This is a genomic window from Pseudoalteromonas sp. S3785, assembly GCF_005887365.1.
GTDB lineage: Bacteria > Pseudomonadota > Gammaproteobacteria > Enterobacterales > Alteromonadaceae > Pseudoalteromonas.
Window position 1 is genome coordinate 49,191 of the sequence record NZ_PNCT01000007.1, and the last position, 21,016, is coordinate 70,206.

Here is a 21,016-nt window from a genome sequence, read left to right on the forward strand (position 1 = left end):
TAACAATGCAGTCGTTAAAAACTTTTTCTCTTTGGCTTATCGTTGCTCTCACATTCAGCTCTTTAGCAGGTTGTTCTAGCTGGGTATATAGAATCAATATCCCACAGGGTAACTTTTTAGAGCAATCAGATGTAGATAAGCTTCGTGTAAATATGACGCGAGAGCAAGTTATTTATGTACTAGGTCGTCCTATTGCAGAGGATGCCTTTGATAATAGCACCTGGCGTTATGTGTATAGCTTTAACAAAGGCCGCGATAATGAGCAGCATAAAGAGTTGGTGATTAAATTTGAAAATGAAAAACTGGTTGCTGTTTCGGGTGATTATGATCAACCCGAAAACTTTGATACTCCTTTAGAGCAGTAAACGCTTTAGGTATTAAAAAGGTGAGCATGGCTCACCTTTTTAATACCTATACTGGTTACTTTTATAAAGGACGACCACCGGTAATTTTATTTGCTCGACCTTCCTCTTTTGCTTTTTCTGCACGCTTTCTTCGAGCATCTTTAGGGTCTGCGATAAGTGGGCGATAGATTTCAACTCTGTCTCCATCTTTTAATTCGTAATGCGCTTTTACTGTTCTATTCCATACCCCTAGTGTAAGCGCAGTTGGGTCTATTTCAGGGCACTTTTCAATGATCCCCGATTGAATAACAGCTTGTTCGGCTGTGGTTCCTTGCGCTACTTCCACCGTTAATGTGGTTGCTTTAGTCGGTAATGCAAAAACTATCTCAACCCTAATCATTATCTTGCTCCGTATACATCTTTTGCACGCTGCGTGAATGCACTAACCATATTTTTGGCTACATCATTAAATATTTTACCAAACGCCAATTCGATAAGCTTGCTAGAGAATTCAAATTCAAGCTTAAGCTCAACTTTACATGCCTTATTATCTAACGCTTGAAAATGCCAACGCCCCTTTAATGTTTTAAACGGGCCATCAACTAGCCTTAATTGAACAGTTTGTTCATCTATAAAGGTGTTTTCAGTGGTAAACCACTTTTTTATACCGGCCTTAGATATTTCTAAACTCGCGGTCATGTTATTATTGTGCTGCGAAACGATTTTAGAGTCTGAGCAATTAGGTAAAAACTGCGGATAAGCTTCTACATCATTAACTAGGTCAAACATCTCTTTAGTGCTGTACATAACCAGCGCACTTTTTTCTATTTGTGGCATACTCACTCCCAACTGTGTGGGCGAATTTTAGCAAGCTTTGCGCGTTTCCCCAAATTTTCATGGTCTTAAGTTCACTTGATTATTTTAAAGGCGCATGTAAAAAATCGATGTAAAACATCTCTTAATACGTATATTATAGGGCACTATGGCTAAGAAAAAATCATCAAAATCGAACAGTAATACCATCGCGCTTAACAAAAAAGCGCGTCATGAGTATTTTTTACACGACAAGTTTGAAGCAGGTGTTGAACTACAGGGCTGGGAAGTAAAAAGCATCCGAGCTGGTAAGGTAAATATCTCAGAAACTTATATTCATCTTAAAAATGGCGAAGCTTTTTTGTTAGGCAGTCAAATCCAGCCTTTAAATAGCGCTTCAACCCACGTTATCTGCGATCCTATGCGTTATCGTAAGCTACTATTAAGCCGCAAAGAGCTTGATAGATTAGTCGGTGCCACTGAGCGAGAGGGCTACTCACTTGTTGCCACTGCCATGTATTGGAAAAAATGTTGGGTGAAACTTGAGTTTCACTTAGCTAAAGGTAAAAAAATGCATGACAAACGTGAAGATGGCAAAAATAAAGATTGGTCGCGTGAGAAAGAACGCCTCATGAAACACAAAGTATAAGCACAACGCCTAATTTACTTTAGGCGTTTTTTTTAAGTTTTCATCGGTTGAATTTAAAACAACCTGATCAAATTACCCTCAGCTTTATTTAATTCATCCCCGTGCGTTGTATAAATAAATTATTACATTTTATTTTTATTTTTAATCTCTTTAGATACTCGCCCATTTTAGTGCGCAAATTTTATGGTACAAAGCGAGTAATTTAGGCTTGTCTATCCTTTTTCTTTGTTTCTATTATTGAATATTTTTCCCTCAATACTCTACAAAAACTCATACTAAAATCGCAAAGGGTGAAGATTGATAACACTTAAGTTACATGATATTAATGTCAGCGCTTGTTAAGCAACTAAATTTATAACATATCAACAAGGACTTAAGGATGAAGCAATCAATTGCATTTACACCTAGCATAATTGCAGGTGCTACAATCGCACTCTCAGCAGGGTTTACAACAACAACTTATGCTGCTGAAGAAGCAAAAAAAGTAGAACGCATTGAAGTAACAGGTTCGCGCATAAAACGCACCGATATCGAAGGACCTTCGCCAGTACAATCTATTGGCAAAGCAGATATCGAAAACATGGGTTACGATAACCTTCAACAACTCCTCGAAAGAATGCCAGTGGCAGGCAGCGGTACTTTCTCTACTCGCGGCAACAATCAAGATTCAACTGCAAATGGATCTGCGGCGGTCAGCCTACGCGGTTTAGGTGCAGATGCTACCTTAGTATTGATCAACGGCCGTCGTGTGGCTATTAGTGCCTTTGCCGAAGGTATTACAAACTCATTTGTCGATATTAATAGTATTCCGGTATCGGCGATTGAACGCATTGATATTTTAAAAGATGGCGCATCAGCAATTTATGGCTCTGATGCAGTAGCGGGCGTTGTCAACGTTATTTTGAAAAAAGACATAGATGGCGTTGAACTAAACTTAGGCTACGGCGGTACCGATGGCCCTAATTACGAAGAAACAACAGCAAGTTTAGTATGGGGTACGACTAGCGAAAAAAGTAGCGCCTCAATTATTATTGACTACTTTAAAAACACCTCGCTTTCATCAGACGAAATGGGCAGTTTAGGCACCGCTAATCAATCGCCTTATGGCGGCGAAGACTTTCGCTCTTCTCGTGGCTTTCCAGGCTACTTTTATGTTGATGGTGTAAAAACAATTGACCCTGATTGTCCCGCAGAAAACGCAACAGCAAGCGGCAGTTGTTTATTTGATTACGGCCCATTTGGTTATATTGCCCCTGAGTCTGAGCGCGTAGGTGCTATTTCTCAATTTGAATACAATTTTGATAACGACATTACTGGCTTTTTGGAAATGGCAGTACAGCATAATACCTCTGTTGCAGCCGGCGCCCCTACGCCACTTGATGAAGACGCAGGTTTAACTGTACCCGCTAGCCACCCAAATAATCCGTTTGGTGAAGATATCCAAATTGGCCGCTACCGCACAGTGGATGCAGGCGCTCGCCAATGGAATATTGAGTCAGACACACTACGATTTGTGGCCGGTCTAAGAGGTGAAATAAACGAATGGAGCTGGGAAGCAGCTGTTCAAAAAGGCCGTAGTAAGTCGATGCAAACGGGCGATCGCTCACAAGGCTGGGTACGCACTGACTTTTTACAACAAGAAATTGATGCCGGTAACTACAACCCATTTGGTGGCACCTATAACAGCCCTGAAGTCATTGATAGAATTACCACAAGCCTAGTACGCCGCGGTGAGTCTCATATGACCTCATTCGACGCTAACATCTCTGGTGAAGCATTTAGCTTTGGTGATGATGTGGTTATGATGGCCGCGGGTATTGAATACCGTGAAGAAGATGTAACCGATACACCGGATGACCAATTTCAGCGCGGTTTAATTTTTGGTACGGAGTCTGTGTCTGCTGCAGCAGAGCGCGACCAATACGCAGCCTATGTGGAATTTTCAATCCCACTTGCTGAAAACCTAGAGCTACAACTCGCTGGACGTTACGATGATTACAGCGACTTTGGTAATACAACAAACCCTAAAGTCGCTTTACGTTGGGCACCTACTGACGAAATAACCATTCGTGGTTCGTGGGCACAAGGGTTTAGAGCGCCATCGCTTGCACAAGTAGGTTTGGGTCCATCACAGGAGAGTCAGTTTTTTGTAGATACATACCGCTGTGAAGCAACCGGACTTGATTGTGACGCGCTAGATTACAACATTGAATTTGCTGGTAACCCTGACCTAGAAGCCGAAGAGTCAGAATCGTGGAATGTTGGCTTTATTTGGGCGCCTTCTGCTGAGTTTGGTTTAAGTGTAGATGTGTGGAGTATCACACAAGATAATAAAATTGATGAGCAAGAATTTGGCCCAATTTATAACTCTGAGTGTAATAACCAAAATAGCACTGTATGTGTACGCTTAGCCCCTAGTGGCGGTAATAGCTTAGGGACTATTCAAAAAATATACAGCACCTTTGAAAACGTCTCTTCGCAAGAAGTGTCTGGTGTTGATTTATCAGCAAATTACAACCACTCATTGGATGATTTAGGCTTACTTAAATTTAACTTAGAATGGGCATACCAGAACAAGTTTGAAAAAGATGGTCGTGATTACACGGGTGAATACTATTATCCAGAGCACCGTTGGATTTTCTCTACTAACTGGGAAATTGGCCAATTTAATACCAACGTAAATATTAGCTATGTAGGCGAGTTTGAAGATACCCCAGATATAGACTTTGACGGTAACTTAGACTTTGATAGTAATACATCACGAATGGTTGACTCGCAAGCACTGGTAGATTTACAAACATCTTACCGTGTAAGTGATGCAACGAAAGTGTCGCTTGGTGTAAATAACGTGTTTGACGAAGAGCCACCATTTGCCATTGGTGATGGCGATGCGGATCTCTACGGTTATGCGTCGGGAGTGCACAACCCACGTGGTCGTTACTTCTACACTAAAGTAACCTTCTCGTTTTAATTTAATATAGCCCATTATTAAATGGGTCATACTAAAAACAAAAAAACCGCCAATTGGCGGTTTTTTATTAAAAACGTAGGGCTAGATTATAGCTCGCCTTCGTTTTCAGATAGGAATTTAGCAACACCTTCAGGGCTTGCGTCCATACCTTTTTTACCTTCTTCCCAACCAGCTGGGCATACTTCGCCGTTTTCGCTGTGGAATGCTAGTGCGTCAACCATACGAATCATTTCGTCGATGTTACGGCCAAGTGGTAAGTCGTTCACTACTTGGTGACGTACGTTACCTTCTTCATCGATTAGGAAAGAGCCACGAAATGCAACACCCGCTTCTGGGTGCTCAACGTCGTACGCTTTACAAATTTCGTGCTTAACGTCTGCAACTAGTGCGTATTTAACTTTACCAATACCGCCGTCTGCTACAGCAGTGTTACGCCATGCGTTGTGTGAGAACTGTGAATCGATAGAAACACCAATTACTTCTACGCCACGCTTTTGGAATTCTTCATAACGCTTATCAAATGCGATAAGTTCTGAAGGACATACAAACGTGAAATCTAGTGGGTAAAAGAAAATTACTGCTTTTTTACCTTTAATTGTTTCATGAAGGTTATAGCTATCTACAATTTCACCATTACCTAGAACAGCTGCAGCGGTAAAGTCTGGTGCCTGGCGGCCTACTAATACACCCATTTTATTCTCCAAATATTTTGAGTTTGTTGTCGATTGCATACGCAATGCTGATACTTATATGGGCACTAAAAATTAAAAAACAATAGCGCCAACACATAATTACATGGCATTTTAAATTTAATAAGGAAAAAAGAACAATCGTATTTAGCGATGTATACAATCGAAAATACCGAACAGATATTAAAACTTTATTACGGCTATAAAAAAACCTGCAAATGCAGGTTTTAAAAAGTATTTAATCCATGATATCGGAAGGCATATCACCCTTAATATTTTGCCAAATTTCACCCGTTTGATGGCCAAACTTACGCATCATCGAAATCGCACCATCGTGCTCACGTTTTTCAGCCAATACGGTTAGGTCTTTATAAAATTGGCGTGCTAACTGGCGAGTGCCTGCGTCTGAAAAATAATGGCAACCAATTTTAAAGTAAAACCCTCTAAAACCGTTAAGTATAAGTACGTAAATGCGGTTATTACCCGCAACAGCTAATTCGTGGTGAACTTTATAATCGTAATCAGCAAAAGCTTGTGCTGTGTCTTCGAGCTCATCGCTTTTAGATAAAATTTCAATAACACGCTCAGGGTTATATTTAATAGCAGCACGAGTATAAATGGCACTAATATTGGTGCGTGCAGATAGTAACTGATCTGTTAGCTCAGGCATTTTGTCTTCATCTAAACGCGCTAGAGTTTCAAGTATATTCAGCCCTGATGTTTCCCAAAAGTTATTTACTCTTGTAGGCTTACCGTGCTGAATCGTTAACCAACCGTCACGGGCTAAGCGTTGCAGTACTTCACGTAAGGTTGTTCTGGTTACACCAATTAACTCAGAAAGCTCACGCTCTGCAGGTAGAATTGAACCTGGAGGGAAATCGCCGTTCCAGATAGATTCAACTATATACTCTTCAGCAAATCCTGCTGGGCTTTTAGCTTTAAAAATTCTCATTCAATTCCCACTCGAATTAATCACAACACATCGTTTTATACGAATAACTGACAGATTGTACCAGATGAAATATAACTAACAAGTAAACTCGTTGATATAAGTGTCAACCATCAGCTGAAAATTTCGTAATAATAAATTGTAAAATTCAACATGCTTAAATTTGGCCAAATTTGCTATATAAATTTACCCTATTCATAGTAGGTACATTAAGGTGTGTTGATCTTTTTGAATTGAATTTGTTCAATCTAGGGGGGATTAAATCGCGCCGGGAGGTTTGTAACTTAGTGGGCACTATAACTGCTGCGTTACTCTCATCACTTGCATCTATGTAATACTATTACTGTATTACTTCACCATTACGTTACTACAAAAGCTCAAGTGCGCAGCACCTTGTATGCAAGTACATTCAAGCATGCATACAACAGAGCATGTAAACTGTAACGTTTAAATAAGCCTTTTACTTTTATTTAATGTCTTATTTAGCAAAATAACCTTTATCTAAATAGAATGGCAATAACCTCTTATTAATTTCATCTTAAAAAATGCCCCTTCGGTAGCTTTTTTACCCTTTTTGTTGCTCGTTACTTTATCCTAGTACATAATTCAACGTCTTAATTCAATGCGGATTTTTTATGAACTGGCTAGCAAACCTCCCTACTAAACGCACTCCATGGCTACTATTTACAGGCATTGTATTTTTATTAGAAGTCACCGCACTGTTTTTTCAATATCAAATGGGCCTTGCACCATGCATTATGTGTATTTACCAGCGAACTGCGGTATTAGGGTTATTAGGGGCGGGTGTTATTGGCGCAACTAAACCGCAGAGTAAATTAGTACGTACTATTGCTTATTTAGTGTGGGGTATATCAAGCGTATGGGGCTACTTTATTGCGCGGGAACACATAGAAATGCAAACAACCACCGATCCCTTTGCATTTAGCTGTGAATTTAAGCCTAACTTCCCAGCTTTTATGCCACTGCATGAATGGATCCCTAGTTTTTTTCAAGCCACTGGGGATTGCGGAAATATTGATTGGCAATTTGCAGGATTAAGTATGCCAGCGTGGATGGAAATTCTTTTTGCGTTATTTACTATCACGCTTTTTGTACTTGTTATCACTCGCTTACTTACTAAAAAGTCTATTTAATATGTTTACATTTTTTACCAGTCAGCTGCCTGAATTAAAGCACCTTAAAGTGAGACAGCGACAAGCCGTTGTTGCGATTGCGCTAAGTATGCTCCCCGCAACCGATAGAGTGTTATTGAGAATAGTAAAGCTGCTATTGCTCAGCCCATTATTTTTATTATTTACTGTTTTTAAAGGATGGGAACTCATCCCCTTCTTAATTTTAGGTGGACTGTGTTACCCACTTTTAACAGCACCGATTGAAATAAACTTTGCTAAAAAGTATTTAACAAAAGCACTTGAGCAATATTCACAGGGCGCTTAGCGCCCTGCCTAACCTATAGAGATACTTTTCCTTCTAATTTAGCTACCAACTTTTTGCCTATTCCTTTTACGTTAGCTAAATCACTTAGCTCAGTAAACTCACCATTTTCGGCTCTGTAATCAACAATAGCCTGCGCTTTTTTCTTACCAATACCGGGAAGCGTTGATAGCATTTCTGAATCGGCACTATTAATGTTAATAACTGGGGGCTGTTGCATTTCAGCCATAGGCTTATCAACCACAGGGTTAGCGTAGGTGAGCGCGCTAAAACCTAAAAAGCTAATAATAAGTAGCGTTAAAAGATTTTTCATTTGTTATTCCTTATTTTTGTTTATGCCAAAGCGTTATGGTTAAACGGCTAATTTGGCTTTAAGCAAGGGCTTAGTTTTTATTAGAGGAAATAATCTAAAATAAGGATCGACTTGCATCACTTATATTATTTCCAGTGCATAATCACCCAAATCCGAAAACCTAAAATGCAGCTGGTACAACAAAGTGATTATCTAAATAAAGTAAAGTTACGCTTTTTTGTCAAATTTATGACAATCTAAAATGTCGTGAATACTTGCAATTTATTTCGCAAACATTTACTGTATATAAAAACAGTGACCTACAAGTCAGTAACCACATTACCACGCAATCAAGCAGGAGAGATCATGGCTGTTGTTGTTAAATATGTTGTAGAACGAAACGGAGTTGAGCGAATGACGTTTACTACTAAAAAAGAAGCGGATGCCTATGACAAAATGCTCGATATAGCAGAATCGCTTGAAGTAATGCTGGAAAAAGTAGATGTGCCTTTAAGCGAGCAACAAGTAGAATCGCTCGCGCTTGAAATTGCAAAGAGTAAAGATGACTTTATGGCAGTGCTAAAAGGTGCAAAAGAGCCCTCAACAAAAGGCGCAGCGAAAGCTAAAAAAGCCGACAACGTAGCATCAATAAAAAATAACGATGAGCAACAAGCTAGCTAAATTGCGACGATTTATAAAAAAGGGCTGCTATCAATAGCAGCCCTTTTTTATTAATTTTTGAACAGTTACAAATTTTTTCTGGCTTTTTAAACTGAAATTGATACATTAATCCGGTTAATAGCGAGTATTTATGTGTCATGTCAGTATTTATTAAGTCTTTTTACCAAAAAATTTTTCCAGCCCGTCAGTTACTTATTCGTCAAAATGGCGAAGTTAAGCATGTTGTTTTGGCGCCTTGGTTTCAGCTTTTTACAGTACTACTTATTTTAGGCACTATTATTTGGGTGGGTATTTCTAGTTTTCGTGTTTATAGCCAAACAAATAAAATAACATACATTGAACAAAGTCAAATTGATAAGCAACAAGTTTGGCAAAAACAGGTTCGTGAACAAAAGGCGCTGCACGCTAAGCAGTTAGAGCAACTTGCTGTCCTTGAGCAAAAGCAAGCGCTTTTACAAGGTATGATTGAATCTCTCCCCGCATCTATAAGCAAAGATACTATAAAACTAGAAGAACAACTTGAATCGCCTATAAATGAAGACAAAGGCGAGTTTCATGAGCCGCTTGTTGATGAAGAACAAAAAAACAAACACGCAAACCTATTTACGCCAATAACTTTTGCTGCACGATATGAGCGCTTAAATAAACACTATGAGCATAATTTTGCGCGTATCGATGCACAAATAAATAAGCGCCACGATGCAATTTTAGCGATGTTAAAAGGGGCTGGGTTAGAATCCGCTCTTGAACAACATATAGCGCTGGCCTCCCAAAACAGCGCACAAGGTGGGCCGTTAGATGTATTTGATGAAACTAAAATACCAAAGCCGTTTTTAGCCATTGTTGATAAGCTATTATTACTCAACAACCTTGAAAACTTTTTAACCGAGCTGCCTAACTCTCTGCCCTTACCTGCGGCTAAATACTATATTTCGAGCAACTTTGGTCTTCGAAAAGATCCAATGAACAACCGCCGAGCTTTTCACAAAGGTGTTGATTTAGCCGGCTGGCACAAAACCGAAATTTTTGCCCCTGCCGATGCTGTTGTGCTTCGCGCTGGCAGAAACGGCGGCTATGGTAACTTTATAGAGCTAGAGCATAAAAATGGCTTGATAACCCGTTTTGGCCACTTAAATAAGATTAAAGTGAAAAAAGGCCAAACAATCGCTAAAAATGAGGCAATTGGATTAATGGGTAGCACTGGCAGAAGTACCAGCACCCACTTACACTATGAAGTGTTACTCGATGGCAAACATGTCAATCCTCTAAAAATAACAAAGGCGCTTTCTCGTGTTCGGTAAAAAAAAGCAATCAAGTAGCCAGGCTACTTTAAAAAGAGTAAATCACACCCCTTCTATTATTTCTGAAGATGTGCGCTTAACTGGCACACTTACCAGCCAAGGCGAAGTACAGCTAGATGGCCGCATTGATGGCGATATAAAAGCAGAGCACTTGGTAATTGGCTCTACCGGCATTGTTGAAGGTGTGGTTGAGGCTAAAAGCGTCGTTGTAAAGGGCAAAATTATTGGCTCTCTTAACGCCAGTGAAGTGAATATTCAAAGCAGTGCTCACGTGCATGGCGATGTTTTTCACGACACCCTCAGTATTGACGCAGGAGCCATTATTGAAGGCAGCTTAAAACAACGCTTTGAAAAAGAAGAACCGGAACTTATTAGCGAAGAGTTAAAGCCCGCAAAAGAAGTAAAAACTTTGCTTGATGGGGCTGACAGCGACTTATCGTTTGTAAATAAACAAGCCGCTGATAAAGCTAAATCTAATTAGGGCGTGTTGACCTTTGGCGTTTGAATTTGCAGCAGTATGTTTGGTTTTTAGGCAAGGCAGAGCCTATGAAGTGTGGTTATTCCCCATAAATAGGCGATAACGCAGCATAAATGCCAAACATGCACTGCCCTTCGGGTTCTGCCTAGGGGCGATAAACTCTTTGTTGCTCGGTTTTTACTTAGCCCACTAGGTTACAAACCTCGCGCCGCGATTTGAACGCCCCTAGATTGAACAAATTTCAATCCGCAAAGAACAACACGCCCTAAGCACTCATTACTTTTTTTCGGTTATGTACATTGTAATATCGGCAGTGAACACCAGTTCATTGCGGGTATTAAAAAGCTTGACCGGCACCACTAAATCCTCTTTATCTACCCATTGGCGTGGCAAGTCAATTTCTGCAATAGCCGTTACATCGGTATCAACTTTAGCTAAATATTGCACCGTCATTCCTTTAGGGATCCAGCGATGCGTTTTATATGGCACGGTCGCATCTACCATTACACCAGCGCACAGCTCCGCTAAGTTACATTGTGCAATAGCATGAATAGTCCCAATATGGTTATGTACGCTTCGGCGATTTTTTACCACAGCACTGCAGTGCCCTTCTCTTAAATCGAGCACATACGGTTTCATTGAGCCAAAATAAGGGGCTTTAATACAAACTGCTTTACTAAACAACCAATTGCCAAAAGGTAAGCGTTTAAATTTATGCCACGTTTTTAAAAGGGCAGATTTATTACTCATTGTTATTTCCTATCTTGTGTTTATAAATTCAAACTAACACATCAGACCAGTTAAAAAAAGTGCAATTCATCGTGCTGTTAATCCTTATGTCATGAAATATTTATCACAATGGAGTGTGGCTCACTCATAAGTCCTTTCTTTTTTATAAGCGGACCCCTAAAATAGCCAGCAAAAGGAGACCTAATGCAAACACAGCCCGCTAAACCCAACTTAATTTTATTACTCATCTTAGCGTTACTCGTAATCTTTTGCCCTATGGCTATTGATATCTATCTGCCCGCTTTTCCAACTATTGCCAAGCAATTTAATGTGACTGAACAACAAGTTCAGCAAACGGTAGCTATTTTTATGCTTACTGTGGGTTTAGGGCAATTAATTGCGGGGCCACTTGCCGATAAGTTTGGCCGAAAACCAGTAGCGGTTGTTGGTGTTAGTTTATATGCAGGCTCAGCTTTACTCGCCTATATGGCGCCCTCTTTTGCTGTATTAATGTGTGCACGCGCTCTACAAGGCTTAGGTGCATGTGCTACGTTTGTTGTTGCCTTTGCTATCGTACGTGATAAATATGGCAGCGAACGTAGTGGGCAAATGATCACCTATTTAAATGGAATTGTGTGCTTTATTCCTGCGCTTGCACCTATTTTAGGTGCTTGGCTTACCGTGCAATTTGGCTGGCGTATGAACTTTATGTTTTTAACTTTATTTGCCTTAACGGGGTTGGTTATTACGCTCACTCTATTTCGAGAAACTCGCCCTGCAGATAGTCACTATCAAGGGCACATTTTAGACCTACGTCGCTTTGTACCAATAATAACCACTCCCATATTTTTATTTAATAGCTTGCTGTGTATGGTTGCGATGTCCGCAATCCTTGTGTTTGTTACCTTAGCACCGGGGTGGATTATTACACACCTAGGTGGCACAGTGACCGACTTTACTTTTTGGTTTACGCTCAATGCAATTTTAAGCATCGTAGCCAGCTTTACTACCCCCATTTACATTAAGCGCAATAGTCAAAAAGCCCTGCGTGTAGGTGTTACTGTGTTAGTAGGCTCAGGTATATTAATGATTGCGCTTAGCCATATCGAGTCGGCCATTGCGCTTATGCTGCCTATTTTAATAGCCGCACTTGGTTTTGCTTTGAGCTTAGGCTCTGCAGCTGGTATGGCATTATCGCGCTTCCCTAAGCAAGCGGGTACTGCCTCAGCATTAATTGGAGCTATGCAAATGAGTGGCGCTAGCTTACTTGTATTTTTGACGCAATATTTAGGCCTTAGCACACCTTGGCTAATTGCATTTCACTTATTATTACTGACGCCACTTTGGCTAATTTTAATGAGTAAAAAAGCCCACTCACTGCACCCGGCTAATTAATGATAAACCCAGATTTTTTAGCATCATTTTTACTCGCAAGCTTTTTAATGGCGGTGGCCCCTGGGCCATCAAACGCATTTTTAATGGCACAAACCTTTGCCAATGGTAGAGCAGCTGGGATACAAAGTGCTTTTGGGTTTGCTTTAGGTGGTGTGGTACATACCTTTTTGGCCGTGATTGGTTTAAGCGCAGTGCTAAAAGCCTCGCCTACCGCTTATAGTGCAGTGCAATATGCAGGGGCCGCCTATTTATGTTACTTAGGGCTCATGATGATCAAGGGCACATTAAAGCGCCCCGACACTTCAGAGGACAGTACAAGCGAAGACAAACCGCACATTAGTACGAGTAAAAAATCAAATGTAATGTTTCAAGCCATGATGACCGAGGTGCTAAACCCTAAAGTGGCGTTGTTTTTTATTGCGTTTATACCACAATTTGTAGATCCAACTTTATCATCAGCGACTTTTCAGCTGGCTTTTTTTGGTTTGCTCTACCCTATTTTTGCTTTTCCGATTGACTGCACGTATATTTATTTTGGCGATAAAATTGCCCAGTTTTTTAGAAGTAATCCACACAGTCAGCTATGGATTGATAGAGTCACCGGTATAGTGTTCATTGCGCTTGCCATAAATTTATTATACTAGTTACAAATAAGTAGTATTTATTCACAAATAATAAGATGCAGCATGGAACAAAAAAAACAGTCGTTACCAGCCAATAAAAATATTGCCTTAGTTGCTCATGATGGAAAAAAAGCCGCGCTAAAACTATGGTGTGAAAAACACAAAAATACGCTTAGCAAACACACGCTTTATGGCACAGGCACTACAGGGCATTTGATTGAAAAAACAACAGGGCTTGAAGTGGTTCAATTATTAAGTGGCCCGATGGGAGGCGATCAGCAGTTAGGCGCAAAAATTGCCGAGCATGAAATTCATGTATTGGTGTTTTTCTGGGACCCGTTGGCCTCACAGCCACATGATCCGGACGTGAAAGCACTTCTTCGTTTAGCCGCTGTTTGGAATATTCCCGTGGCCTGTAATGAAGTCAGTGCCGATATGCTTTTGAGCTCACCACTTATGGATACAGAGCTGGAACGTACTTTGCCGGATTACGAAAAGTATCTCGCAACCCGACAAATCAATCTTTAAAGTTTTTTAGGTTACTTATAAAGCATGCTGGCCCATTTTGTTAGGCCAGCTGTAACACTACCAAAGTGATCTCCGTTCACCATTTTTATATCACCTAAATGCTCACTTAACGCCGCTTTAATAAGCGGTGACTGCGCACTTCCGCCCGTTAAATAAATAACATCTGGGGTGGTGGCTGCATCGGTAATTGCCTGTTTGGCAAGCGTAACTATTTGACTAATACTGCTTTCTACTGCAACCGCTAAATCACTAACCGATAGGTTTTTATTAAGATCACTATCTAAAAAATGTAGGTTGCAATCAAATGTACTTACAGTTGAAAGTGCTATTTTAGCCGCCTCACCTTGTTGAACTAGTTGATGACCTTGCTTATTTTGCTGTAATTGTATTAAGCGTTTGTAAAGCGCAGGCGCACTTACATCGCGTAATTGTGCGGTGAGTTCTCTGTAGTGGCTTTCACTGTAAAACTGGCTTTGTAAATTTACATCGTTAATTTTACAGGCTTGCCAAAAGGGTTGGTTTGGTAAAGGTAAGCCCGATTTAAAGGTACTGCCCAAACCAAGCAAAGGCATTAAGCCATGAAAACTAAGGGCTATATCTAAGTCATTTCCGCCAACACGTTTACCGCTGTGCGCTAAAAAGTCATTATCGCGTTCACTTTTACCTTTAAAGCTTGGCCCCATTTCTACAAACGAGCAGTCGCTGGTACCACCGCCAATATCTATAACTAATACTTTTTGATCTTCAGTCAAACCACTTTCGTAATCAACTCCGGCTGCAAGCGGCTCATATAAAAACTCAACATCTTTAAAGCCTGCGCGTTTTGCAGCTCGCTCTAAAATACCAAGCGCTTGCTGGTTTGATTGCTCACCGCCAACGGCCTGAAAGTTAACAGGACGCCCAATAACTGTTTGGGTAAGTGCTTTATCAAGCGAAAGCTCGGCGCGTTGCTTTATTTTTAAAATCATTGCGGTTGCAATGTCTTCAAAAAAATTAATTTGCCCTTGCTTTAATCCTGTGGCACCAAAAAATGATTTAGGAGATTTAACAAAATAGCCTTCTTCAGGAAACTGCACATATTCACTAATAGCTTCACGGCCAATAAAAAGCGTTTCATCTGTAGGCTGTAAATCAAGATCTGACTTTATACGCGGGAGTGTATTTAATAAAGCTTGGCGCTGCGTTAAAAAGTCATGCTCGTGTGCTGTGCCTTTTACATGCTTTGCCACAAAGTCGACAACTAATGCGCTATGGTGCGTATAAAGAGTAGAAGGTAAATAATGTTTTCCTTGCTCAAGTGGCACTAACTGTACTTCCTTTTGCTCCATAACTCCCATGGCACAATTAGAACTACCGTAATCAAAACCTACAAACATACTTCACCATACATTAGAAAAAGGCCGCGCAATTTAGCATACTTTACCAAAATTATAAACGCTAGTGACCCTCCCTCACCCTTAAAAAGCTCGCAAAACGTGGTAAGCCATGCTTTGTTAACCCATGGTACCTATACGTTACCGTGCTGCCTATAGCCGGCGGTGCTTGGCGCTGTTTGTTACTAAAGCCCGTGCCTATTTTAAATATTTGCCCGTGGGGCGTTTTTACTTTTAATGCACCTAACATACCGGTGTATTTTCCTTTACCGGGTAAATGTGCAATAACAACTGCTTCAGCATCTAGGTAGGGCTTTAATTTTAATAATGTATTACTGCGCCCGCTTTTATATTTAGCATTGGCTAAATGCAGCATCACCCCTTCAGCCCCTTGCTTAGTTAAATTTTCAAAGTACTCTGTTAGTTGGGCTGTGCTAGTAAAGCGGTGTTGCTTAACTGCAGTTATATGCTGCTTATTGATTTGTTTTACCAAGGCTTGGTAGTTTTTATAACGCGTACTAAAAGGAAGGGTTGCATCTGGCATATCAAATATTTGAAAGCGTATAGCCTGCCAATCTGAATTACGGGGATGTTTAGTTCTTACAACCCCACTGACCAAAGAAAATTGAGCCCGTGCTATCCACAACTCTCCATCTAACCAAACATCGGGTAAAGGCGCCGTAAACCAACTCGGGGCATTAATCGCATTTCCTCTGCGGGTAATAAACTTATCACCCGTCCATATTGCTCTTACACCATCAAATTTTTCACTAACGAGATATTCGCTAATATCACCATGTTTAGATTCATCATATACTTTTGCCAATAACACCTGAGGCTGCGCCGCAAACGTAAGCGATGAACCTATTAAAATAACAATTAAAAGTAAGTACTTTAGCTGAGCCATTACTGCATCCCTGCAAATAAAATAAGGCTTTAACTATAGTTGAGATTCGACCCACTGCCAAAACTCACCTAGGTCAGCCATTTTGTACGTCGCCTTACTAAAGTCATGGTCAACTGTATGATGATTTGCAATGGCAACAACACTAACCTGTGCATTAGTTGCAGCGCAAACGCCCGTATAGGTGTCTTCTACTGCAATTGCATGCTCTGGGTCTACATGTATGTGCTCAAGCGCTAAAAGGTAAGGATCGCCTGCAGGCTTTGGATTTGTTACATCGTCTTTTGTTACTATAGTATCAAATAACTTATAAAAACCTAGCCCTTTTAAAATAGGCATTGCTTCGCTGCGAGCACTGCCGGTAACTAACGCCATTTTTAGCCCACTGTTTTTAACAGCGTGTAAGGTTTGCTCAGTAAAAGGCATAACGGGCGGTAAATTAGTTTTTACGTATTCACCAAATAATCGATATTTTTCATCTGCTAAAAACTGTGCGCTGACGTTTAAATTATGCTCATTTTTAATATCAATTGCTGCTTCTAACGTTGGACGCCCTGAAAAGCGCTGACAAAACTCCACTTCGTTATAACTTACATTGTAGGGTGCAAGCAGCTGGCTCCAACATTCAAAGTGCATACTTTCAGAATCAACTAGCGTGCCGTCCATATCAAACAATACTGCGTTTAAGCTCATCCTCATTCCTTAAATTTTAACGTTAAAAAAGGCGCCTAGGCGCCTTTATAATATTATGCTGTTAAGCCAGCAGGTGGCTCAGCAAATGCTTCCTCACCGGTTTCAACATCAACCAGTTCGTAGCCTCGGGCTTTGCGTACAACCTTAAGCACTGGTTTTTCTAGCGCCGTTTTTAAACGATCAGCATCAGCTGCTAGCTCATCTAATGTTGTACCAAAAGGCGGTGCGCCTGTTTCTGACCAATTAGTTACTTTACCATTTAAGTTATATTCTACTTCGTGTATTTGGTATTGCGCTGCTTCGTCTTTCGTTGCTTCACAAAAAATTACACGGTAGTTCCAAAATCCAGCCATTTGTTTATCTCATTCAATTTAATTAACGCTACTTTACCAGCTTTATAAAAACATAAAAGCCTGCACAAGGCAGGCTTTTAAAATTAGTCTAATTTAAGTTAGTTTTAGAAAAAGTTAACTTTAAATTCAGCACCAATGTAGCGCTCTTCATTAACAATGCCCGTATTGTTATTGAAGTCTACCGCACCAATTGCTTGCTGTTCATCAAATAAGTTACGAACAAAAGCAGACACTTGGTACTCATAGTCACCTTCAGCCCACTCGTAACCTGCACGTAAACCTACTTCTGTTAATGCTTTGCCTTCAAATTCCACAGAATCGTAAAGGAACATATTAATCTCGCTGCGATAAGAAATATCACCTAATGCAAAGAAATTACCGTCAGCAAGTTCTTTGTTATAACGAAGGGTAAAGTTAGAGATCCACTCTGGCGCATGCGGTAAGCTATTGCCATCAAGTACCGCTAAGCCTGCACTGTTAATAGGGTCATTAACTGTACATTGTGCGCAAACAGCCACTGCTAAATCGTTATCTTTAATTTCAGTTTTGTTGTAGCTCAAGTTAAATGTTGCATTAAACTCATCACTTAATACCCATTCAGTGTCTAGCTCAAAACCATAACCTGTAGTTTTATCAGCGTTAACTAAGCGGTTAAAGTTAGCACCACCGCCTACAGCTGTAAGTTGTTGGTCGTCCATAGTGTAGTAAAATACAGTTGCATTTACACGACCTTGGCCGTCAAGAACATCCGACTTAATACCTGTTTCGAATGAAGTAACTGTTTCTGAGTCAGCTGTTGTTACGTCATCACCAAACAAAATACGACCCTGCAAGCTAGGTGCGCGGAACGTGTTTGCTACACGGCTGTACCAGTTCACATCGTCATTAACTTTGTAGTTTGCAGATAAATCCCAGCTTACGTGGCTGTCGCTTACACTACGTTCTACGTATAAAGCGCCACCGCCAATTGGGCTAATTGTACGGTCTGCAACAAAATCTTTTTCATCATCTGAGTAACGCAGACCCGCAGTTACTTTTAACTTATCTGAGAAGATATAATCTACAGAACCGAAAATAGCCCATGCTGTTGTGTCTTGTTGTTGCTGAACATAACCGTTTAAAGCGCCAGCAGGTGAAGAGAACGTATCGTAACTAAAGTTTTCGATTGTAAGCTCTTCATCAAAGTAGAAAAGACCAACTTGGTAGTTTAAGTCACCGCTAAAGTTACTTGCAAGGCGTAGCTCTTGCGTTAACTGGTCTTGCTCAGGAATACCATCCGCACTTTCTGAAGAAAATGGAATTAAACCTGGGCCCATGTAATCAGGAATGTATTCAGCACCGTAGCCACCATCAATGTCGGCACGTGAGTATATTTCTGCACTTTCCCAACCTGAAATAGAAGTTAGCGTGTATTCATCGCTAATATCCCACTCAAGCTTTAAGCTTGCGCCTTCAGATTCAACTTGCTGGGTGTTGCGTACAGCAGCATCTTGATAAACAACATCATGCTCGTAGTTGTCTACTAAATCGTTTGAGCCAGCTTCAATAACGTTTGCACGAAACGCAATAGGTGAGCCGTCTAAGTCACGCGTGTGGTAGTTTAGTAAAGCAGTAAAATCATCGCCTTCGTATAAAAACTGAATACGCGCTGCTTTTTCTGTGTAGCCGCCCTGCTCGTCTTTCGCTTCAAAGCCAGGCGCTTGGTTATCAATGTAATCGTCTTTATCTTGCCATAGTAATGAAACACGTGCAGATAAACGGTCTGTTAGTGCGCCACCTACAGCGCCCTCAGTGTCTACAGCGCCACGGCTACCGTAAGAAACAGCACCGTAACCTTCAAATTCTTGGCTTGGTTTAACAGTATCAAATTTAACTAGGCCAGCCGGCGTATTACGGCCAAACAGTGTACCTTGCGGGCCACGTAGTACTTCTACACGCTCAACATCAAATACAGGAAAGCCTTTTAAAATAGCATTTTCTTGAACTACTTCATCAACAACTAATGAAACAGGTTGTGAAGCATTAAGATCGAAATCGGTATTACCCAGACCACGAACATAAAAACGAGGGAAAGAACGTCCAAACGATGATTCGATTGAAAGGCTTGGGATTTTCGCACTCATAAAGCGAATATCCATACCAGCAGAACTATAAGCATCAAGGTTATCACCTTGTAATGCAGATACAGCAACAGGCACTTCTTGTGCATTTTCTACACGTTTACGAGCAGTAACTTGAATAACTTCTAATTGGTTATTTTTTTTTGCAGTTTCTTCTTCAGCAGCAAGAGTAGAAACAGAGGTACCAGCTGCAGATAATAAAGCAGCATTAATTATGGTCGCTATTGCAGTTTTTTTGATTGCTTTCATGTCGGGTATAAACCTTTTGTATGCACTCTTGTTCAACGGTTTTTTGTGTTGCGCAATGTATTCATTGCGGGCTCGTACAATTTTTCGCGTCTAGCTTTATGGCGCGCGGACCTCATCACCGAGAGTACAAAAACGGAGTAATGAGGCTGAACGAACGATGGAGATTATACCATCGTATTACAAATTTACTGCATAAATATGTACAAAAAAGTAAACTTTTTTGCAACATTTAACCACATTCCCTTGCTTTTTTACCCTTTTTTAGATGCAAAAGGCCAATAATGCGGACATATGTCCTTACCATCAAAACCCACTTTAAAGTAGCAAAAATATGTAACCTGACAAATAAACCCAATACAGAAACACGCAATTAAAACCCACCAATGCTACTAAATTTTAAAAGCTAAATTTATTGAGTACGCTTTAGCGCTATTTCTCCATCAATGTGAATATCGCGCTGTGGAAATGCAATTAATACATCGTGCTTTTCAAATACGTCATAAAGGCTAAAGCGAATATCACTGCGTACTTTCCTAAGCATGGTTTCTGACTCTGCACAAACCCAAAAAATCGCATTGAATACAAGAGAGCTATCAGCAAAGTCATCAAATAAAACAGAAGCTGTTGGATTTGCTAATATAGCATCATGCTCATCAAGCACTTGTTGAATTAACCTTTTAACAAGCACAACATCTGAACCATAGGCTACGCCCACGCTTACCGACGAACGTGCATTACCATCTATTAGCGTCCAGTTCGTCACGGTGTTTTCTAAAAGCTGGGAATTAGGTATCAGCATATGTACACCATCGTTTCGGCGGATACGGGTAGAGCGTGTATTAATAGTTTCAACAACGCCTTTTGCGTTACCCACCTCTAAAAAATCCCCAATGCGGATTGGGCGCTCCCACATTAATATCCAACCGCTGATAAAGTTATTAATAATATTTTGCGCGCCAAAACCTACCCCTATGGCTATGGCTCCTGATACAAAAGCAAAGGCAGTAAGTGGAATATTTAAGACCTCTAACGAGGTGAAAATAAGTATCGCAATACTCAAAATAAAGTAAATGCGCGTAAACAGATGGACCGCATCTTGGCTTATTTTTTTAGCCAGCAGTGTTTTTTTAATAAGTTTGCCAATCCGCGTTACTACAAACCACATAGCAAATAAAATTAAAGGGACCTGTATAACCTTAGCTACGGTGATGTGTACGTCGTTGTAGGTAAAAATGACAAAGCTAAGATAATGTTGAATGTGTTCGAGCGTCATGTATTTTCCAAAGTCTTATTCATTATTTGTTGTTTGTTGTTTGTTGTTTGTTGTTTGTTGTTTGTTGTTTGTTGTTTGTTGTTTGTTGTTTGTTCAGTAAAAATTTAGTTTGGTTCATAATTGGGTCTGCTTCTAAAGTCTCTGGAGTGGGTGT

Annotated in this window: 23 protein-coding genes; 11 read left to right on the forward strand and 12 right to left on the reverse strand. The window is 40.4% G+C overall.

Annotation, left to right across the window (positions count from 1 at the left end; translation table 11 throughout):
* Nucleotides 1-5: 5 nt before the first annotated feature.
* Nucleotides 6-365 carry an outer membrane protein assembly factor BamE gene (locus CWC17_RS02540; RefSeq protein WP_055014077.1) on the forward strand — a complete coding sequence of 120 codons (360 nt, stop codon included), beginning with the start codon at nt 6-8 and terminating at the stop codon, nt 363-365.
* A gap of 61 nt (nt 366-426) precedes the next feature.
* Here CWC17_RS02540 and CWC17_RS02545 read toward each other — a convergent pair whose 3' ends face one another.
* Nucleotides 427-744 carry an RnfH family protein gene (locus tag CWC17_RS02545; protein WP_138540770.1) on the reverse strand — a complete coding sequence of 106 codons (318 nt, stop codon included), beginning with the start codon at nt 742-744 and terminating at the stop codon, nt 427-429.
* Nucleotides 744-1,181, reverse strand: coding sequence for a type II toxin-antitoxin system RatA family toxin (locus CWC17_RS02550; RefSeq protein WP_055014079.1), 438 nt, complete (start codon nt 1,179-1,181; stop codon nt 744-746). Before CWC17_RS02550 ends, CWC17_RS02545 begins: the two co-directional genes overlap by 1 nt.
* A gap of 145 nt (nt 1,182-1,326) precedes the next feature.
* Here CWC17_RS02550 and smpB point away from each other — a divergent pair, with 145 nt between their 5' ends.
* Both smpB and CWC17_RS02560 read left to right on the forward strand, forming a co-directional pair.
* Nucleotides 1,327-1,806: an SsrA-binding protein SmpB gene (gene smpB / locus CWC17_RS02555; RefSeq protein ID WP_055014080.1), complete on the forward strand. Its 480-nt coding sequence runs from the start codon at nt 1,327-1,329 to the stop codon at nt 1,804-1,806.
* 379 nt (nt 1,807-2,185) lie between these two features.
* Nucleotides 2,186-4,777 carry a TonB-dependent receptor gene (locus CWC17_RS02560; protein ID WP_138612001.1) on the forward strand — a complete coding sequence of 864 codons (2,592 nt, stop codon included), beginning with the start codon at nt 2,186-2,188 and terminating at the stop codon, nt 4,775-4,777.
* A gap of 86 nt (nt 4,778-4,863) precedes the next feature.
* Here CWC17_RS02560 and CWC17_RS02565 read toward each other — a convergent pair whose 3' ends face one another.
* Both CWC17_RS02565 and fadR read right to left on the reverse strand, forming a co-directional pair.
* On the reverse strand, nt 4,864-5,469 hold the full coding sequence (locus tag CWC17_RS02565) for a peroxiredoxin (protein WP_138540691.1): 606 nt from the start codon (nt 5,467-5,469) through the stop codon (nt 4,864-4,866).
* Nucleotides 5,470-5,704: 235 nt separating this feature from the next.
* On the reverse strand, nt 5,705-6,418 hold the full coding sequence (fadR, locus tag CWC17_RS02570) for a fatty acid metabolism transcriptional regulator FadR (protein WP_055014083.1): 714 nt from the start codon (nt 6,416-6,418) through the stop codon (nt 5,705-5,707).
* Between the two features lie 632 nt (nt 6,419-7,050).
* Between fadR and dsbB the strand changes: the two genes are divergently transcribed.
* Nucleotides 7,051-7,569: a disulfide bond formation protein DsbB gene (dsbB, locus tag CWC17_RS02575; protein WP_138612002.1), complete on the forward strand. Its 519-nt coding sequence runs from the start codon at nt 7,051-7,053 to the stop codon at nt 7,567-7,569.
* Between the two features lies 1 nt (nt 7,570).
* On the forward strand, nt 7,571-7,873 hold the full coding sequence (locus CWC17_RS02580) for a DUF6170 family protein (protein WP_138612003.1): 303 nt from the start codon (nt 7,571-7,573) through the stop codon (nt 7,871-7,873).
* Between the two features lie 13 nt (nt 7,874-7,886).
* Here CWC17_RS02580 and CWC17_RS02585 read toward each other — a convergent pair whose 3' ends face one another.
* Complete coding sequence (locus CWC17_RS02585; RefSeq protein ID WP_055014086.1) at nt 7,887-8,183, reverse strand: ComEA family DNA-binding protein; 297 nt, start codon at nt 8,181-8,183, stop codon at nt 7,887-7,889.
* Between the two features lie 345 nt (nt 8,184-8,528).
* On the opposite strand from CWC17_RS02585, the gene CWC17_RS02590 reads away from it, so the two are divergent.
* The 3 genes from CWC17_RS02590 (at nt 8,529) to CWC17_RS02600 (ending at nt 10,625) form a co-directional block, all read left to right on the forward strand.
* Nucleotides 8,529-8,843, forward strand: coding sequence for a YebG family protein (locus CWC17_RS02590; RefSeq protein ID WP_055014087.1), 315 nt, complete (start codon nt 8,529-8,531; stop codon nt 8,841-8,843).
* A gap of 137 nt (nt 8,844-8,980) precedes the next feature.
* Nucleotides 8,981-10,144 (forward strand): peptidoglycan DD-metalloendopeptidase family protein, encoded by a 1,164-nt coding sequence (locus CWC17_RS02595; protein ID WP_138612004.1) that lies wholly within the window; start codon nt 8,981-8,983, stop codon nt 10,142-10,144.
* Nucleotides 10,134-10,625, forward strand: a complete 492-nt coding sequence (locus CWC17_RS02600) for a bactofilin family protein (RefSeq protein ID WP_055014089.1) — start codon at nt 10,134-10,136, stop codon at nt 10,623-10,625. Before CWC17_RS02595 ends, CWC17_RS02600 begins: the two co-directional genes overlap by 11 nt.
* Before the next feature lie 273 nt (nt 10,626-10,898).
* On the opposite strand, the gene CWC17_RS02605 is transcribed toward CWC17_RS02600, so the two are convergent.
* On the reverse strand, nt 10,899-11,372 hold the full coding sequence (locus CWC17_RS02605) for a hotdog fold domain-containing protein (RefSeq protein WP_138540686.1): 474 nt from the start codon (nt 11,370-11,372) through the stop codon (nt 10,899-10,901).
* Nucleotides 11,373-11,555: 183 nt separating this feature from the next.
* Between CWC17_RS02605 and CWC17_RS02610 the strand changes: the two genes are divergently transcribed.
* Genes CWC17_RS02610 through CWC17_RS02620 form a run of 3 tightly spaced genes read left to right on the forward strand, consistent with a single transcriptional unit; the run spans nt 11,556 to nt 13,897 of the window.
* Nucleotides 11,556-12,746: a multidrug effflux MFS transporter gene (locus tag CWC17_RS02610; RefSeq protein ID WP_138540685.1), complete on the forward strand. Its 1,191-nt coding sequence runs from the start codon at nt 11,556-11,558 to the stop codon at nt 12,744-12,746.
* On the forward strand, nt 12,746-13,390 hold the full coding sequence (locus CWC17_RS02615) for a LysE family translocator (protein ID WP_138612005.1): 645 nt from the start codon (nt 12,746-12,748) through the stop codon (nt 13,388-13,390). Before CWC17_RS02610 ends, CWC17_RS02615 begins: the two co-directional genes overlap by 1 nt.
* 42 nt (nt 13,391-13,432) lie before the next feature.
* Nucleotides 13,433-13,897, forward strand: a complete 465-nt coding sequence (locus tag CWC17_RS02620; RefSeq protein ID WP_055014093.1) for a methylglyoxal synthase — start codon at nt 13,433-13,435, stop codon at nt 13,895-13,897.
* Between the two features lie 11 nt (nt 13,898-13,908).
* On the opposite strand, the gene yegD is transcribed toward CWC17_RS02620, so the two are convergent.
* The 6 genes from yegD to CWC17_RS02650 form a co-directional block, all read right to left on the reverse strand.
* A complete protein-coding gene (gene yegD / locus CWC17_RS02625) occupies nt 13,909-15,273 on the reverse strand; it encodes a molecular chaperone (protein ID WP_138612006.1) in 1,365 nt (454 codons plus the stop codon).
* 61 nt (nt 15,274-15,334) lie between these two features.
* On the reverse strand, nt 15,335-16,177 hold the full coding sequence (locus CWC17_RS02630; RefSeq protein ID WP_138612007.1) for a DNA ligase: 843 nt from the start codon (nt 16,175-16,177) through the stop codon (nt 15,335-15,337).
* 33 nt (nt 16,178-16,210) lie between these two features.
* Complete coding sequence (locus CWC17_RS02635) at nt 16,211-16,867, reverse strand: HAD family hydrolase (protein ID WP_138612008.1); 657 nt, start codon at nt 16,865-16,867, stop codon at nt 16,211-16,213.
* Nucleotides 16,868-16,920: 53 nt separating this feature from the next.
* Complete coding sequence (locus CWC17_RS02640; RefSeq protein ID WP_138612009.1) at nt 16,921-17,220, reverse strand: hypothetical protein; 300 nt, start codon at nt 17,218-17,220, stop codon at nt 16,921-16,923.
* A 104-nt stretch (nt 17,221-17,324) separates the two neighbouring features.
* Entirely contained in the window at nt 17,325-19,589 is a 2,265-nt protein-coding gene (locus tag CWC17_RS02645; protein ID WP_138612010.1) for a TonB-dependent receptor, read from the reverse strand.
* Nucleotides 19,590-19,998: 409 nt separating this feature from the next.
* Entirely contained in the window at nt 19,999-20,862 is an 864-nt protein-coding gene (locus CWC17_RS02650) for a mechanosensitive ion channel family protein (protein WP_138612011.1), read from the reverse strand.
* Nucleotides 20,863-21,016: the final 154 nt, after the last annotated feature.

Coding starts and splice junctions, on each gene's coding strand:
- CWC17_RS02540 (WP_055014077.1), top strand. CDS start 6: ATGCAGTCGTTAAAAACTTTTTCTCTTTGGCTTATCGTTGCTCTCACA.
- CWC17_RS02545 (WP_138540770.1), bottom strand. CDS start 744: ATGATTAGGGTTGAGATAGTTTTTGCATTACCGACTAAAGCAACCACA.
- CWC17_RS02550 (WP_055014079.1), bottom strand. CDS start 1,181: ATGCCACAAATAGAAAAAAGTGCGCTGGTTATGTACAGCACTAAAGAG.
- smpB (WP_055014080.1), top strand. CDS start 1,327: ATGGCTAAGAAAAAATCATCAAAATCGAACAGTAATACCATCGCGCTT.
- CWC17_RS02560 (WP_138612001.1), top strand. CDS start 2,186: ATGAAGCAATCAATTGCATTTACACCTAGCATAATTGCAGGTGCTACA.
- CWC17_RS02565 (WP_138540691.1), bottom strand. CDS start 5,469: ATGGGTGTATTAGTAGGCCGCCAGGCACCAGACTTTACCGCTGCAGCT.
- fadR (WP_055014083.1), bottom strand. CDS start 6,418: ATGAGAATTTTTAAAGCTAAAAGCCCAGCAGGATTTGCTGAAGAGTAT.
- dsbB (WP_138612002.1), top strand. CDS start 7,051: ATGAACTGGCTAGCAAACCTCCCTACTAAACGCACTCCATGGCTACTA.
- CWC17_RS02580 (WP_138612003.1), top strand. CDS start 7,571: ATGTTTACATTTTTTACCAGTCAGCTGCCTGAATTAAAGCACCTTAAA.
- CWC17_RS02585 (WP_055014086.1), bottom strand. CDS start 8,183: ATGAAAAATCTTTTAACGCTACTTATTATTAGCTTTTTAGGTTTTAGC.
- CWC17_RS02590 (WP_055014087.1), top strand. CDS start 8,529: ATGGCTGTTGTTGTTAAATATGTTGTAGAACGAAACGGAGTTGAGCGA.
- CWC17_RS02595 (WP_138612004.1), top strand. CDS start 8,981: ATGTCAGTATTTATTAAGTCTTTTTACCAAAAAATTTTTCCAGCCCGT.
- CWC17_RS02605 (WP_138540686.1), bottom strand. CDS start 11,372: ATGAGTAATAAATCTGCCCTTTTAAAAACGTGGCATAAATTTAAACGC.
- CWC17_RS02610 (WP_138540685.1), top strand. CDS start 11,556: ATGCAAACACAGCCCGCTAAACCCAACTTAATTTTATTACTCATCTTA.
- CWC17_RS02615 (WP_138612005.1), top strand. CDS start 12,746: ATGATAAACCCAGATTTTTTAGCATCATTTTTACTCGCAAGCTTTTTA.
- CWC17_RS02620 (WP_055014093.1), top strand. CDS start 13,433: ATGGAACAAAAAAAACAGTCGTTACCAGCCAATAAAAATATTGCCTTA.
- yegD (WP_138612006.1), bottom strand. CDS start 15,273: ATGTTTGTAGGTTTTGATTACGGTAGTTCTAATTGTGCCATGGGAGTT.
- CWC17_RS02630 (WP_138612007.1), bottom strand. CDS start 16,177: ATGGCTCAGCTAAAGTACTTACTTTTAATTGTTATTTTAATAGGTTCA.
- CWC17_RS02635 (WP_138612008.1), bottom strand. CDS start 16,867: ATGAGCTTAAACGCAGTATTGTTTGATATGGACGGCACGCTAGTTGAT.
- CWC17_RS02640 (WP_138612009.1), bottom strand. CDS start 17,220: ATGGCTGGATTTTGGAACTACCGTGTAATTTTTTGTGAAGCAACGAAA.
- CWC17_RS02645 (WP_138612010.1), bottom strand. CDS start 19,589: ATGAAAGCAATCAAAAAAACTGCAATAGCGACCATAATTAATGCTGCT.
- CWC17_RS02650 (WP_138612011.1), bottom strand. CDS start 20,862: ATGACGCTCGAACACATTCAACATTATCTTAGCTTTGTCATTTTTACC.